Source organism: Brevibacillus sp. YAE8 (assembly GCF_057543335.1).
On the sequence record NZ_BAAIYG010000018.1, the window covers coordinates 23,129 to 38,036 of the forward strand.

At 48.3% G+C, this 14,908-nt stretch carries 19 protein-coding genes; 16 read left to right on the forward strand and 3 right to left on the reverse strand.

Annotated elements, in window-relative coordinates:
• The first annotated feature begins 42 nt into the window (after positions 1 to 42).
• The 8 genes from AC27IT_RS18775 (at position 43) to csrA (ending at position 5,179) form a co-directional block, all read left to right on the forward strand.
• A complete protein-coding gene (locus tag AC27IT_RS18775) occupies positions 43 to 474 on the forward strand; it encodes a TIGR03826 family flagellar region protein (RefSeq protein WP_025844210.1) in 432 nt (143 codons plus the stop codon).
• A 132-nt stretch (positions 475 to 606) separates the two neighbouring features.
• Complete coding sequence (gene flgM, locus AC27IT_RS18780) at positions 607 to 882, forward strand: flagellar biosynthesis anti-sigma factor FlgM (protein WP_005829793.1); 276 nt, start codon at positions 607 to 609, stop codon at positions 880 to 882.
• A gap of 37 nt (positions 883 to 919) precedes the next feature.
• A complete protein-coding gene (locus AC27IT_RS18785) occupies positions 920 to 1,411 on the forward strand; it encodes a flagellar protein FlgN (RefSeq protein WP_025844215.1) in 492 nt (163 codons plus the stop codon).
• Positions 1,412 to 1,423: 12 nt separating this feature from the next.
• On the forward strand, positions 1,424 to 2,959 hold the full coding sequence (flgK, locus tag AC27IT_RS18790; protein ID WP_005829797.1) for a flagellar hook-associated protein FlgK: 1,536 nt from the start codon (positions 1,424 to 1,426) through the stop codon (positions 2,957 to 2,959).
• Positions 2,960 to 2,996: 37 nt separating this feature from the next.
• The gene (flgL, locus tag AC27IT_RS18795) at positions 2,997 to 3,890 is read left to right on the forward strand and encodes a flagellar hook-associated protein FlgL (protein ID WP_238500655.1); all 894 of its coding nucleotides are present in this window, start codon (positions 2,997 to 2,999) and stop codon (positions 3,888 to 3,890) included.
• Positions 3,891 to 3,914: 24 nt separating this feature from the next.
• A complete protein-coding gene (locus AC27IT_RS18800; protein WP_005829801.1) occupies positions 3,915 to 4,496 on the forward strand; it encodes a DUF6470 family protein in 582 nt (193 codons plus the stop codon).
• 16 nt (positions 4,497 to 4,512) lie between these two features.
• Complete coding sequence (gene fliW / locus AC27IT_RS18805; protein WP_122952574.1) at positions 4,513 to 4,932, forward strand: flagellar assembly protein FliW; 420 nt, start codon at positions 4,513 to 4,515, stop codon at positions 4,930 to 4,932.
• Positions 4,933 to 4,939: 7 nt separating this feature from the next.
• Entirely contained in the window at positions 4,940 to 5,179 is a 240-nt protein-coding gene (csrA, locus tag AC27IT_RS18810) for a carbon storage regulator CsrA (RefSeq protein ID WP_005829804.1), read from the forward strand.
• Between the two features lie 82 nt (positions 5,180 to 5,261).
• Here the strand turns inward: csrA and AC27IT_RS18815 are convergent, their stop codons facing one another.
• The gene (locus AC27IT_RS18815; protein ID WP_487092034.1) at positions 5,262 to 6,014 is read right to left on the reverse strand and encodes a hypothetical protein; all 753 of its coding nucleotides are present in this window, start codon (positions 6,012 to 6,014) and stop codon (positions 5,262 to 5,264) included.
• 334 nt (positions 6,015 to 6,348) lie between these two features.
• Between AC27IT_RS18815 and AC27IT_RS18820 the strand changes: the two genes are divergently transcribed.
• Positions 6,349 to 8,007, forward strand: a complete 1,659-nt coding sequence (locus AC27IT_RS18820; protein WP_487092035.1) for a flagellin N-terminal helical domain-containing protein — start codon at positions 6,349 to 6,351, stop codon at positions 8,005 to 8,007.
• Between the two features lie 400 nt (positions 8,008 to 8,407).
• Here AC27IT_RS18820 and AC27IT_RS18825 read toward each other — a convergent pair whose 3' ends face one another.
• The gene (locus tag AC27IT_RS18825) at positions 8,408 to 9,448 is read right to left on the reverse strand and encodes a hypothetical protein (RefSeq protein ID WP_283858353.1); all 1,041 of its coding nucleotides are present in this window, start codon (positions 9,446 to 9,448) and stop codon (positions 8,408 to 8,410) included.
• A 133-nt stretch (positions 9,449 to 9,581) separates the two neighbouring features.
• Between AC27IT_RS18825 and AC27IT_RS18830 the strand changes: the two genes are divergently transcribed.
• From AC27IT_RS18830 to AC27IT_RS18850, 5 genes are all read left to right on the forward strand, one after another.
• Entirely contained in the window at positions 9,582 to 9,941 is a 360-nt protein-coding gene (locus AC27IT_RS18830) for a flagellar protein FlaG (RefSeq protein WP_025844246.1), read from the forward strand.
• Between the two features lie 16 nt (positions 9,942 to 9,957).
• Positions 9,958 to 11,511 carry a flagellar filament capping protein FliD gene (gene fliD / locus AC27IT_RS18835; RefSeq protein ID WP_487092036.1) on the forward strand — a complete coding sequence of 518 codons (1,554 nt, stop codon included), beginning with the start codon at positions 9,958 to 9,960 and terminating at the stop codon, positions 11,509 to 11,511.
• A gap of 22 nt (positions 11,512 to 11,533) precedes the next feature.
• Positions 11,534 to 11,914, forward strand: a complete 381-nt coding sequence (fliS, locus tag AC27IT_RS18840; protein ID WP_005829829.1) for a flagellar export chaperone FliS — start codon at positions 11,534 to 11,536, stop codon at positions 11,912 to 11,914.
• A 9-nt stretch (positions 11,915 to 11,923) separates the two neighbouring features.
• The gene (locus tag AC27IT_RS18845; protein ID WP_487092037.1) at positions 11,924 to 12,304 is read left to right on the forward strand and encodes a flagellar protein FliT; all 381 of its coding nucleotides are present in this window, start codon (positions 11,924 to 11,926) and stop codon (positions 12,302 to 12,304) included.
• Positions 12,305 to 12,393: 89 nt separating this feature from the next.
• Positions 12,394 to 12,639: a helix-turn-helix domain-containing protein gene (locus AC27IT_RS18850; RefSeq protein ID WP_005829832.1), complete on the forward strand. Its 246-nt coding sequence runs from the start codon at positions 12,394 to 12,396 to the stop codon at positions 12,637 to 12,639.
• Between the two features lie 54 nt (positions 12,640 to 12,693).
• Here AC27IT_RS18850 and AC27IT_RS18855 read toward each other — a convergent pair whose 3' ends face one another.
• A complete protein-coding gene (locus AC27IT_RS18855; RefSeq protein WP_025844255.1) occupies positions 12,694 to 12,885 on the reverse strand; it encodes a putative motility protein in 192 nt (63 codons plus the stop codon).
• A gap of 150 nt (positions 12,886 to 13,035) precedes the next feature.
• Between AC27IT_RS18855 and AC27IT_RS18860 the strand changes: the two genes are divergently transcribed.
• Positions 13,036 to 13,845 (forward strand): motility protein A, encoded by an 810-nt coding sequence (locus tag AC27IT_RS18860; protein ID WP_487092038.1) that lies wholly within the window; start codon positions 13,036 to 13,038, stop codon positions 13,843 to 13,845.
• Positions 13,838 to 14,647, forward strand: coding sequence for an OmpA family protein (locus AC27IT_RS18865; protein WP_005829838.1), 810 nt, complete (start codon positions 13,838 to 13,840; stop codon positions 14,645 to 14,647). Before AC27IT_RS18860 ends, AC27IT_RS18865 begins: the two co-directional genes overlap by 8 nt.
• Positions 14,648 to 14,908 lie beyond the last annotated feature (261 nt).

The window sequence follows — 14,908 nt, forward strand, 5'->3', positions numbered from 1 at the left end:
GGGAACCAAATGAACTTTCTGGATGTTGAAGGGGTTGTTTTTATGTCTCTGGGCAAGCTGGCAAACTGCTCGCGGTGTGATGCTTTATTTGTACAAACAGTTCGTGACATTTGCCCCAAATGCTATCAAGAGGTGGAGCAGGAATATGAAAAATGCGCCCGGTTTTTGCGCAAGCGCGAAAATCGCGGAGCCAATATTCACCAGGTGAGCGAAGCCACAGGGGTGAGCGTGAAGCAAATTACGAGGTTTATCAAGGAAGGGCGCATTTCTGTAGATGGTAACCCGAACCTTGGTTACCCATGTGAGATTTGCGGGATTTTAATCCGCACTGGCAACATGTGTGACGCCTGCATGAAGGGCTTGAAGCACGAGATATCGCAGCAGCTTGAAGTGGATCAGCGCTTGGAGCAGGAGGCGCGTGCACGTCAGGCGGAAGCGGCCGTCTATCGAAGAAAGCAGAATCGTGACGAATAGTTTTGCGCAAAAAAACTAATCGTCAAACAGGAAATTGCCGATGATACTACTAAGAGGTATCATCGGTTTTTCTTTTTATTAGGGGACCCGTTCCCGCGAAAATGTCCGGTGGTTTGAGAGGATGGTAATCAGATGCGGATTAATGAACCAAACCGTGTCGGGATGATTAATGCTTACAACAAGACGGCCAACAACCAGGTAAGCAAAAGCGGAAAAATCCCGATGGGCAAGGATGAGGTCAACATTTCCACGGAAGCGCTGGAAATGCAGCGCCAGATCGAAGACGCGAACGCGCCACAGCGCCGCGAAAAAGTGGAGCAGTTGAAAAAGCAAGTCGAGGAAGGCACGTATCGCGTCCCAAGCGAGCGGATTGCCGATAAACTACTGTCTTTTTGGAAAAAGCGATAAACCAGTTCTCTAGGGGAAGACGAGGAGAAACGCGAACATGGATAGACTCTACGATCTGCTCGACAACTTGATCCAGTTGCACAAAGCCTTGTACACCTTGGCCACACAGAAAAAAGATGTGCTGGTGAAAGGAAATGTGGATGAGCTGGTGGTGATTACCCGCCAGGAACAAAAGCTAATCAAGGGCGTCACAGCAGCAGAAGCAGCCCGCCAAAGTCTGGTACAGGAATTGACCGTCCAAAAAGGCCTGGCGCTCCAGGAAGGCACACTGGCTGAATTGATCAAGTTGACGACCAGTGCGGAAGAGAAGACGCGGCTTGCGTCCTATCGCGACGAGCTTGTGCGGATTGTCACCGAACTGCGTGAGGCAAACGAGCTGAATCAGCAGTTGCTGGAGCAATCCCTTTCTTTTGTAAACATGACGCTCGACCTGATTACGGACACGCCGGAGGACGACTTCATCTACGGCCACCCGAGCACGGACACATACCGCCAGGCGAGCCGAACATTTTTCAACAAAAAAGCGTAAAGAGGTGCTGAGATGCGCTCGACTTTTCATGGAATCGAAGTAAGCAAACGCGGCCTGTTCGCCCAGCAGTCCGCCTTGAATACGACCGGACACAACATCGCGAACGCGAATACGGAAGGGTACACGCGGCAGCGGGCGAACATGCAGGCGACCCCGGGCATTCCGTATCCGGGACTCAGCAACAGCACAGAGCCGGGCTTGCTCGGAACAGGTGTCAACGTTGTCAGCTTGCAGCGGATTCGCGAAGAATTTCTCGATGTGCAACTGCGCACGGAGAACAAGCACTACGGATATTGGGAAGCGAAAAGAGACGTTTTGCAAAAGGTCGAGGGCATTATGAACGAGCCTTCCGATACCGGGATGCAAAAAGTGATGGATGAGCTGTGGAAATCGTGGCAAGACCTGTCGCAAAATCCCGAAAGCCTGTCCGCTCGTGCGGTCGTTCGTCAACGGGCCATTGCCGTGACAGAGACGTTTGCCGCCCTGAATACATCACTGACCGAATTGCAGCGTGATTTGGACAATGTCGTGGCGACCAAGGTCATTGACATCAACTCCATTGCGCAGCAACTGGCGAACCTGAACAGACAGATCGGGGATGTGGTGCCGCACGGCTATCAGCCAAATGATTTGTACGACCAGCGCGATGTGCTGCTGGACAAGCTCGCGAAGCTGACCGATGTCAAGGTGACCAATCTGAACAGCGGCATGATTCAGGTAACGATTGACGGGCAGGAACTGGTGAACGGCCGGACAGCGGTGACGATGGCGGTGGAGAAGGATGCCACGACCGGTTTCAATAATATTACGCTGGGCGGAGCACCGTTTATACCGCAGTCGGGCGGTTTGCTCGGAACGTTTGAGGCGCGCGGCATCCCTGGTACGGATGCGAATGGCCAGCCAACCATGCAAGGCCCGGTGCCTGACATGATCCGAAAGCTGAACCTGCTTGCAGAAAATATCGCGACAGAAGTAAACAAGTTGCATTCCACGGGAATGAACTTGACTGACATTGAAAACAGAAAGACTAACCCGACGGCAGATTTGGAGAAGCTGGACTTTTTCGTGAAAAAGAATGACGCCTTGCCGCTTACTGCAGCGAATATACAGGTCAACCCGAAAATTTTGGCCAGCCTGAATTCTATCGCGGCGGCGCAGGTAGAAGACCCAAATACGGGATCGGGAACTTCCTTTTACGGCGACGGACGCAATGCGCTCGCAATCGCCAGCATCAAGTTCAAGCCGTTGCAACTGTTGACAGGCTCATCCGGACAAATCGAGTCCACGACCTTGGACGACTTTTATCGTTACACGATTGCCCAGCTTGGGGTAGACAGCCAGGAAGCGACTCGTATGGAAAAGAACTCGGAACTTCTGGTCGGGCAAGTCGATACGAACCGCCAATCCGTTTCGGGCGTCTCTATCGACGAAGAAATGTCCGAAATGGTGAAATACCAGCATGCTTACAACGCTTCTGCCAGGGTCATGACCAGCATGGATGAGATTTTGGACAAAGTGATTAACGGGATGGGACGTGTGGGCCTCTAGTCTAGCCTGCGCGTGAACATCTGAAAGGAGCATTTTCATGGCCGTTCGAGTAACCCAGACCATGTTAAACAATAATATGATGAGAAACTTGTCCAACTCCATGGGCAGAATGGACAAGCTCCAGGAACAGCTCTCTTCCGGAATGAAATTTTCCCGCCCTTCTGATGATCCGGTGGCGGCGAGCCGGGCGATGTTTTACCGCTCTTCCTTGATTGAGAATGAGCAGTTCCAGCGCAACGTGAACGAAGCGCAGTCTTGGATGGAGTTGTCTGACAAGTCGTTGGAAGAGGCCGGGACGATTTTGCAGCGCGTGCGTGAGTTGGCCGTAGCATCAGGCAACGGTGGGCTTGGGGCAGATTCCTTGCAAGCGATGGGAAAAGAAATCGCAGAAATTCGAGATCATTTAGGTAACATTGTCAACCAGACGGTGGGGGGACGTTACATTTTTGCAGGAACGGATACGCTAACCCCACCATATGACAAGGCCAGTGATACTTTAACGTTTACAAACAGAAATGAAATTCTGCTGGAGGTAAACAAAGGAATCCATTTGCCCATTAATGTCATCGGAGCCGATGTGTTCGATTTCAAAGGAACAGACGGCAATAACGTCTTTGATCTCTTGAAAAAGATTGTAGCTGATTTGAACGACGGCAAGCCTGTTAACACAGAGCTTGGAAACATTGACCAACAAATCGACAAGCTGCTTGCGGAGCGAGCCACGCTTGGTGCGCGGACCAACCGGATCGAACTGATAAAAGGCAGATTGGAAAATGAAGAAATTAGCGTGACCTCGCTCATGTCGCAAAACGAAGATGCCGATGTGGCGCAGGTCATTACCAACCTGAAGATGCAGGAAAACGTCCACCGCGCGGCGTTGGGGGCAGGCTCGCGAATCATTCAGCCAACATTGCTCGATTTCCTGCGCTAATAAAATAGGGGAGACGATCAAAAAATGAGACTCCCGCAAATCCAGATTCGCCAAACTTACGCGCAACTAGGGCTGAAAATTACAAAGCCCGTTCAGGAAATTCGCCAGCCGCAGGCCGAACTGAATTTGCGTCAGGAGCCTGCCATTTTGGATATCAAGCAGGCGAAAGGACAGCTATCCATTGATACCAGTGAGGCGCGGGAGAACCTGGACCTGCGCAGCTCGGCACAGCGAACGAGAAACAATGCAGACTACGGACGCCAGAAAGTGCTGGAGGCGATTGCCCAGATCAGTATGGAAGGCGACCGTTTAGCTGCCATCGAGAACAAAGGGGCAAACCCGATCGTCGATATTTCCTTTGAAGAAAGCATTATTTATCAGAGCAGGGAGATCATTGCGGAAGGCTCGATTATCGGAGACGGTATTGAGATCAGGTACGATCTCCAGCCGGCCCAGATCAACGTACAGGTGCGCGGCAAGAAAATGGACCCGGTTATCCATCGGCCTGTTCACAATTATACGCCGGGAAAAGTGGAAGGCTACATGAGACAATGGAATCGTGTCGAGTTTGATGTGGTAGGATTGTATGTAGATCAAAAGATGTGAGGCAGGAGAGAAGATCATGACACAATCCCAGGCGATACAGAGCATGGAGCTGTCTTTTCCGGATGGAGTTCCCGGTTTTCCGCAGCTTTCGCGCTTTCAGATGACGCAGGAAGAAGCGGGACAGCCGTTCTTTAGCTTGAAATCTTTGGAAGACGAGCAGGTAGGCTTCTGGATGATAGACCCGTTTCCGTTTTTTCCTCAGTATGAGTTTACTTTGGCTGAAGCCGTGAAAAAACAACTGCAAATCGAGGAAGGAACGCCACTGTCCGTCCGCACCGTCATCACTGTCCGCAATGAAGGCGATGTCACCGTAAATTTGAAGGCGCCTATCATCATCAACGAGGAAAAGGCTTTGGCCAAGCAAGTGATCTTGAACGACGAAAACTACGGAATCCGCCAGCCGCTCTTTCAGCGGCCCAAAGCGGCCAGTGAGTAGGTGAACTATGCTTGTCTTGTCGAGAAAAAAGAACGAGTCGGTGATGATTGGCGACCAGATTGAAATCAAGATCATTGCGATCGAGGGCGACGTGGTGAAAATCGGCATCGAAGCGCCGAGGGAAATAGACGTATATCGCCAGGAAATCTATCTGGCGATTAAAGAAGAAAACCGTCTGGCTTCGCAGACGAAGATCGATCTGTCGAGCCTGACGAAAATGTTTGGAGCCAAATCTGATGCGCTATAGCGTGTCAGATTTTTTTGTGCAGGTATACTTGGTGTGTAAAATATGTTCACGATGGAATACTCGATCCAGACGAGCGGAATTTCTAATCGACAATCATATTCTGCGAAGGATGTTTGCCTTCCGTGTTAATGATTAATGAAATTTCTTTTGTCTTGTTTTCTCCTGCATTCCAACTTTTCAAAGTATCAAACGTATAATCTTTTGTATCTGGTAGAACGGCTTTCAGTGTAGTTTCATTTTCCCAGCTTATCGAAAGAATGGGAACAGAAAAATCAGAACTTGTTAACTTGATGAATTCGTCAGTGTTTTTAAGTTCAGCTAACGTAAACGAATCTAACTCAATCATCATCACGCTGTGCCTCATAACATCCGTACCCTCGTTTCTCCCTAATAAGAGTGCTAGATAGTTATCATCAGGGGAGAATGTGTGTTCCATAAAAATGCTTCCTGAATGCAGGGGAAGGCTTTTTATGTGATTGTTCTTTATTTGCAGGAAAGTATGATCGCAAAGTTTCATTCCGCAACCATACCTGATGTCGCTATAGATTATTCCCGACGCAGATGTAAATGTTGTGGTTTCTATGCGCTTTAGTTCATTTGCTCTTTCCTTTGAGTCAAACTGATCCAGGTACTTTTTTACTGAATCTATTTTTGAAATGGGAATCGCCACTGTTTTTGAGTCAAGACGAACGGTTAGCGCCTCTGGCTGTTGGTCTCTATGTTGATTCTGCGTATTAATCGAATCAGGGGACTTATTTGTTGAAGGTTGGCCGCAACCTGCTACAAGGAGTATTGTTAAAATAACCCAAATGCATATGGAATACCTTTTTTTCATATAAAACTCTCCTCTTAGATTGTATTTTTGATTTCAATTCATTCTTTATCTTATGTCATTTTATGTAAAAGAAAAGGGGGATTGAAAAAACAATGAGTATTCCGATGTAACTGGACATTTTGATGGACAGGGCTTGGCATCTTCATTGGCAAAATCGTCCCGCAGTTTTTTTGCAAAAAAAGTAGAAAAAAGACTAAACAAGGATGAATCTCCCACCGATAATAAAACTGTAGGGGAAAAACGGCCTAAGCGCGCGATTGGGTTCGGCTTTTCCGAAACATTACCCAAACCTTCCGCAGGGACGTGGAGGGCACACTCAAGGAGGAAAATATTCATGCGTATTAACCACAATATCGCATCTCTGAACACTTACCGTCAGTTGACTGGTAACCAAGCTGCAACAAACAAAAACATCGAGAAACTGTCTTCCGGTCTCCGCATCAACCGTGCTGGTGATGACGCGGCTGGTCTGGCAATCTCTGAAAAAATGCGCTCCCAAGTTCGCGGTTTGGACATGGCTTCCAAAAACGCGCAAGATGGTATCTCTCTGATCCAAACGGCTGAGGGTGCCCTGAACGAAACGCACAGCATCCTGCAACGTATGCGCGAACTGGCTAACCAATCTGCAAACGGAACGAACACAGACGCTGACCGCGCAGCTCTGCAAGATGAAATGAACCAATTGACTTCCGAGATCAACCGTATTGGTAACACTACTGAGTTCAACACTCAGAAACTGTTGAATGGTGGAATGGGCTCTAGCGATGCAGCAAAGGTAACTAAAGCTACGAGTGCTACTGTTAAACTTGGAACAATTACTGCTGGTACTACTTTAGCAGGCACTTGGATTAAAGTTGATGGTACCACATTTGATTTGAGTGGTATTGTTACAACTGGTAATGATGCTGCTACTGCTACTGCACTTGGAAATGTAACAGCTGGTGGAGTAAAATTGTCCGATCTGGTTGATATCAAAAAAGGTGCAACCGGATTGGAATTTACCGCTAAATCAACTGGGACAACCAGCACCATCGAGTGGAGCACTGCTGCTGACGCTGCTATCGGTTTGGGAGCGGCTACAGCTAAGTCTACTGGTACTCCGACCACGATTGAGCGCCATGGTTTGGAAGCTGCTACTGCATTGACTGCTGCACCTACACCTACTACTATCACGAAAGATTCTTCTCTTAAAATTACTGTAGGCACAGATAGCGCAGTAGAGGTAGTTCTTAATGATGGTGCTGCTGATAAGGTTTACAAGACCGATGATTCAGATGCCAATGTTGCAAAAGCAGCTATGGATGATCTGGTTAAAGATCTGAACGCTGCTTTGCAAAAGGCTGGATTGGATGGTAAAGTTTCTGCTTCTTTGTCTGCAGATAACAAAATTCAACTCATTTCTGAAACTGGTAAAGACATCAGTGTAACTAATGGAACTGGTACTCCAATTGCAGCTCTGGGTGGTGGTCTCGCTACTATCGGTAACGTAGACCAAGTAGTTGGACCTGGTGCACAAGGTTCGGGATTCACTACTAAGTTCCAAATCGGTGCTAACAAAGGTCAATCCATGTCCTTGGATATTAGCGACATGCGTTCCGCTGCACTGGGTATCACTGGTAATGCTGGTCAAAAAGGCTTCACAAAAACAAATTCCGTGACTAACGGTACTAATGACATCAAATCCGAAGCAGCTTTGAACATTTCTACAAAAGAAGATGCTTCCAATGCAATCGAAGTTCTCGATAAAGCAATCAACAAAGTTTCTAGCGAACGCGCGAAACTGGGTGCTGTTCAAAACCGTCTGGAGCACACCATCAACAACCTGGGTACTGCTTCCGAGAACCTGACAGCCGCTGAATCCCGTATCCGCGACGTAGATATGGCGAAAGAAATGATGGAACAAACCAAGAACAACATTCTTGCACAAGCTGCACAAGCTATGTTGGCTCAATCGAATAGCCAGCCGCAAGGAGTTCTCCAACTCCTTAGGTAGTCTATTCCAGGGCGTCTCATGGAGTAATCGATGAGAGCATGACTGGGTGAATTGCTGGAATTTCCTCTAGAGCCTTTGATCCCACAACGCAATCGGAAACGGTAATCGTGACGGGTGAAAAAATCAAAGGATTGGATAATCAGCAGCCAAGCTCCTGTCTCGAAAGAGTGGAGAAGGTTCAACGACTAGGACATACCGCCTACAGCGCAATGCCATGGTGATGAAGTCCGTAGGGCAGTAGGATAACTGCTCGAAGTGCCCAGCCCCGAACAGGTAAAGCTGAGGGTGAAGATATAGTCTGTTCTGTTACTGAAAGGTACAGTGGCAAAGCAAGCCAACCAACAACCGCAAGGCGTTCTGCAATTGCTCCGTTAATAACGGCAAACACCCTGGTCTTCGATCAGGGTGTTTCTTTTTGTGCAAGATGAATTTCTCTTGCTTTTTGAATCACTGACCAATATGTCCTGTTGAGGGCTGTGGCTATTTCAGACCACGTCATTCCTTTTTGATGAAGCTCTAGTAAGCAGTTTATTTCTTCTTCCGAATAGTTCCGCTTTCTCTCGGACGAGGTTAGGCGTACTTGCACATTGGAGCCTGTCTTGTTTCTTTGCTCGAGTTTAAGTCTTTCATGTAAACATGTTTTGTATTTCATGCTGGGAAGGTCATCTGTAACAGGTTGAATGATTCGGAGAAAATGTTGAACCTCATGTTCTTTGTTCAATTTTAGGATAAAACCATGGCCATCTGGACGGGAAGCAACTACAAAGTTGGTGTCAAACGTATTATTGATATGGCTTTTCAACATTTCGTTCTCATCATGAGTAAAGCACTGCGTGTAGATTACAATTGTTGGATGGAGAACTAGCATCGAGGGAGTTTTTCTTTTAGAGAGAATAAGAGAACCGTCGTCTAAGTATAAGGTGGCAAGAAACAGCGGATGGGTCATCTGAGCAAGCAATTTCGGAGGAATGATTTTTACGCCATCTGGAAAGAAGTAGGCATACAGCTCTGAAAACAACGGGTGAGAATAAGAGTAGAGATGGTTCGAGTTTGTAATATGGAAGCCGAGGGTCGATAGCTTTTCTTGTTTCCATTCGCGATAGGCGCGCTGTTTTTCGGAGAAATGTTCTTTGTAGGCGTAGTGTTGGCTTCGGGGACCGCGTGACAACGTACCATCACCTAACAGACTGCCGTAGATGATAGACAACTGTTCAATAGATGGCGAGAGAGGCTTAATCCGTTTACGGTAATACTCTTGTTGAGCCTGTTTCACTTTTTCTCTTTTTTTATCCAGAAATTCTTTGTTTTTTCGCAAACCCATTTTGGTTGCGAGCCTGCGAACCTGATGAACGGAAATGCATGCCTTCTCGGCAATGCGTTCATTTTCTAAAAATGCGTAATTTTCTTTGACGACCTGACTAATGTATTCGATCCGCGACAATTACACTCACCTACCCGGTAGGAATGTACGTTCTCTTTCAGGATACCACATTACCGAATTGTTTTCTTCCTTAAATCTCCCGCTATTTTTTCCGATACATACAATAAGGAGAAACCGGAATGGAGGTTAATACATGGACGTATCTATCAATAGTCAATCAGGATTAGGGACGAAGGCAGCGGGAGTGCCTGTACAGGCAGCGTCTGCAGGTGTACCAGCGGCAAAGGAAAGCAAACCGGAGGCAGAGACAGCCACTCAGCAGTACTCTGAAAAAGAACTCGGAAAAGCGGTAGACGACCTGAACAAATGGATGCAGCAAACGCAAAGCACGCATCTGCAGTTTCGTCTGCACGAGCAACTCAAAGAATATTATGTGGAAATCGTCAACGACTCGACTAAAGAAGTCATTCGCCAGGTTCCTTCCAAAAAAATTATGGACATAGCGGCCAAAATGCAAGAAATGATCGGGTTGTTGGTTGACGAGAAACGATAGAGAAGGAGGGATTGACATGGTCAGTCCAATTCGTTTGTCTGGTCTCGTTTCCGGACTGGATACGGACAGCATGGTCAAGGAATTGATGAAAGCCCAGCGCGCACCTTTAAACAAGATGCTGCAGAAAAAGCAATTGGAAACATGGAAGCGCGACGCTTACCGCGAAATGAACGCACTGCTGTTGGATTTCCGCCTGAACACAGTAAGCGACATGCGTTTGCAAGGTCCATACCTGAAAAAAAAGCTCGTATCAGATAATGAAGGTGCGGCTTCGATCAAGCAAGTAGGAATGCCTAATTTGCCTACCTACAAAGTGACGGTAAACACCCTGGCTACAGAAGCCGAGCCAGCTAGAATGGATACGACTACGACAGTGGCAGCAGCCGATTCTGCGAAAAATCTATCTACTGCGGGTTTGAGCGGATCTTTCGAACTGACGGTGAATGGTACGAAAATTACGATCAACGATACCGATTCCATGGAGAGCGCTGTTAAAAAAATCAATGAACAGACCTCCAAGACAGGGGTAGCAGCAACTTTCTTTAACGGTAAATTGATTTTTTCTTCCACTTCCGCTGGGGAAAATGCAAAAATCAAGCTCGAGTACACAAACGATGACAACGCGAAAGTTTTTGGCCTGTTTGATAGCGGCGTTACAGCAGGAGATCCGGCAACCAAAGAAGCTCAGGGTCAAAAAAGTATAGATGGATCTGTTACCATTAATGGCGTGACTACTGCGATCAGCAGCAACAAGTTTACCTTTGACGGCATCGAGTTCGAACTGAAAAAAGCAGAATCGTTTACCGTAAACTCTATGCAGGACGACGAGGCCATCTTCAAGTCCATTAAAGGCTTCATTGATAAGTACAACGAAGTCATCGACAAGATTAATAAAAAAATTAGCGAGCCTCGCTATAAAGACTACCAACCTCTGCTCGAGGAAGAGAAAAGCGCTTTGGATGAGAAGCAAATTGAGAAGTGGGAAGAAAAAGCAAAAAGCGGTGTCCTCCTTCGCGATTCTGTCCTGTCATCCGCGCTGACGGAGATGCGCCAAATCTTCTCTACGGTTGTAGCAGGCATGGGCGATGAAAATTTTGACACTCTCTCTGATATCGGGATCAGCACAGCAAAAGCGGATGCCAAGTTCAGCTATGCCAACTACATGGAAAAAGGGAAGCTGTACATCGACGAAGAGAAGCTGCGCAAAGCCATTCGTGAAAACGGCACAAAAGTAATGGATTTGTTCACCAAAAACCCGGCGGAGACAACCACAGATAAAGACCAGATGGCACGAGAAACGGGAATCGCCAAAAGACTCTACAACAGTCTGACTGGCATCATGTCTAAAATTACAGACATTGCCGGTTCATCATCCATGGGTGACATCTCCGACAGCTACTCCATGGGCCGACAAATGAAAACTCTCACTAAAAACATCAGCACTCTGGAACTGCGCATGAAGAACATGGAAGAGCGCTACTACCGCCAATTCACCGCTATGGAAAAAGCGATGAGCAAGGCAAACTCCCAGAGCAGTTGGCTCGCTCAGCAATTCAGCAGTGGCAGGTAGGATCGAAAAGGAGCTGGATATGATGGCCTATCAACAATCGTTACAGGCATACCAAACGAACTCAGTGAATACAGCCAATCCAGGAGAATTGACGTTGATGCTCTACAACGGAGCGCTGAAATTTCTGAAGCAGTCAAAAGCAGCGATTGCCGAAAAAAAATTCGACAAAGCCAACGAGTACAACAAACGCGTGCAAGACATCGTGGGCGAACTGATGGTGACGTTGGATCAAAAATACCCGATCGCCCAACAAATGATGTCGTTGTACGAATATATGCAAACAAGACTGATTGAAGCCAACCTCAAAAAGGAAACCTCCATTCTGGATGAGGTAGAAGGACTTCTCACCCAATTCCGCGACACATGGAAGCAAGCCATGGTCTTGGCAAAAACGCAAGGGTAGCGGATGGAGATGTCATTTCAACTAACGAAAGAGACAGTCGAGCTGCTATTTCAACAGCTATTGCTTCATTCTCATGATTTGGAGAAAGCCGTCTTGAAGGAAGAAACAGAGCCGGAGGAATGGCTCGAGCTGTTGGACAAACGCGAAGAGGTACTGGGGCAAATTGCTGATGCAATCGATCGGGGATTTGTTCTGCCGCCAGAATGGAATCTGCAGTACGCCACGCCATTTTTGGAGATTGACCAGCGCTTGCTTCCGGTTATGCAGGAGAAGCAGGACGAACTGTCCGAGAAAATCAACCAGATCCAACGCGGTCGAACGGCTAACAAACAGTACGGAGGCTATAGCGGATCTCCGGCATATGGCGCTTTTTTTGACACCAAGAAATAACGGTCATGATACATTTGGATAAGCTCCCTCTTGACTGAATAGGTGCGTGCGTCAATTAGCCGTACTTGTTCGATTCAGGAGGGATTTTTATGCCTGTAAAAGGCCAGAAATTTACGAGTTACACAACCGAATTTAAGCTGAAAGCGGTAAACATGTACTTGGAAGAAGGAATGGGCTACAACCGGGTGACGAAAGAGCTGAATTTAATCAGTAGCTCTTATATCAGAAGATGGGTCAAAAATTACCGGGAGCATGGGATCGAGGGGCTCACAGAGCGCAGAGGAAAAGCAGCAAGGCTCTCCAATGAAAAACCTCACCCCGAAAGAAAGGGATGAGGTCTGGTTAAAGCCGATGGCGAAGAAGGGATTCTTCGCTTTTTTCTTGCCTAATTACACGCTGATATCAATCTGTTTCCCGAGTGTAGGGTGGGGAGCCTGTGTCGTTGCTTGGGCATTGGTAAAATCCTGGATCATTACCATTGCGCCTGCTGCCTGGGTAGCTTGCGCCATTTTCAGCATGCTCAGGCCTACGGTTTGCTGGAGCTGGCTTACTTGCGCGCCCATAATGGAACTGATATCCATATCGAATTTCCTCCTCTCCTGCCATGTCCATTCTTTACATTTATCGGCAGAGCGAACCTCTGCTATAATAATGGAATTCAAATCAACCGATACACCAATAGAAAACCTCAACCCGCTTTACCAGGAAAGAACGTTAGGAAGGTGACACCATTGTCCACAAAACGTCGCTCACTCGTCTTGATCGGAGCCGTCGTCCTCATTTTCATACACGCCGTTTACATGAACGGCAACCTCGCCGATCTGCTGAACGTGACCGCCATCGAGCTGGTCGCGCTCGCTGTAGTTGTTTCCTACGCGATCAAGCGCAAGCACCTCGACCTGAAAAAAATGATCCGCCTGCTGATTCACGGGCGGGACAGCAACGTCGAGGAGACGATCAAGCGCTTCTACTACTACGCGCTCGTCCAGAAAGAACAGGGATATATCGCGCTCGAGCGCGAGCTGCAGCAGGAGCGCGACTCGTTCGTGCAGCGCGGCAGCTTGCTGGCGATCGAGGGCGTGCCTGAGGACGAGCTGCGGATGATCCTGGAGAACGAGCTGAAGGGCGAGCAGTACCGTTACCAGCAGACAGCAGGCTTCTTTCGGCTTATCAGCTTGCTGGCGCCAGGGATGGGGCTGGTCGGGACGCTGCTCGGGATGACGGGGGTACTCAAGTCGCTCGAAGACATGGCGCTCACAGGTCACAGCCTGAGCGCAGCCGTTGTCGCCACGCTCTATGGCGCGCTCCTTGCCAATTTGTTCGCGCTGCCGTGCTACTACCGGATGATGGATTTGTATGACCGGGAAATGTTTGAAAAACGGCTGTATATCGAGGGCTGCGTCGGTTTGCAGCGGATGGAGACGCCGCGCCTGTTGTTTGAAAAGCTCAACTCGTTTTTGCCAGGCGACCAGAAGCTGGTGCTCGTCAAAGAGCCTGGCAGCATGAAGGGCACGATTGAAAGGCAGGATCGCTATGCATGACGATCGGTTGTACGATGAGAAAGAGCTGGAGAAAAGCTGGCTCATCAGCTACAGCGACTTGATTACGCTGCTGTTCGTCATCGTCATTATCATCGCGGCGACGCAAATGACGAAGATTCAGACCCAGCGCGAAGCCGCCAAAAAGGAGCAAGCTGAACAGCAGGCCAATCTGAAGCAGGTGCATGAGAGCCTCGATCTGTTGAATTTGCAAAAGCTGGAGCTGGAACGCGAGATTCATCAACTGGAGGGGCAAAAAAAGGCGCTCACAGGCACCGTGGATGAAAAAGGCACACAGGAGCAAGAGCAGGCGCAAAAGAGCGTGCCAAAGCCGCCTGTCGGCATGCCGGACACGGGTGAGCGCGATATGGAGACGGTGCACAACCAGCTCTCGTCCGCTTTGGCCGAGCTGAATCTGGACTACGAGGAGACCGAAGAGGGATTGCGCATCCGCCTTCCGGAGAAAATTTTGTTCGCCAGTGGCTCTGCTGATCTCCAGGAGCAGGGGAAAGAGGTCGTAGGCACTGTAGCACGTGTGTTGCAGCGCTACGAGTACAAAGTGAGGATCGAAGGCTACACAGACGACGTGCCGATCTCGCGCAGCGCATACAAGTCCAACTGGGAGCTGTCCTCTGCCCGCGCTATTGCGGTGATGCGGGAAATGGTTGATGCATATTCCTTGCCGGCGTCGCGCTTTACGGTGGCAGGATTGGGAGAATACAGGCCACTCGTGGACAATTCGAACGAAGAGAACCGCGCGCGCAACCGCCGGGTAGAGGTTATTATTTTGGCGGAAAAAGAATAATTCGTATTTTTCAGATAAATAAATCGTTTTCAGGCAGGATTTTTATATACAGGATAGAAGTATATCCGGTGTATACGAATCCTGCCTTTTTGCTGCTAATTCCAGTTCTATACCAAAACTCGACTCCGTAACCATAGTACCAGAGCCGCAGAACGCGCAGGAAAATAGTTATACACAGCTTGTGCACAACGTCATGTGGATAATGTGGATAACTTTGTGGGGAACGCAAAAAACACATGATTTCCATGTGGACAGTGCTGG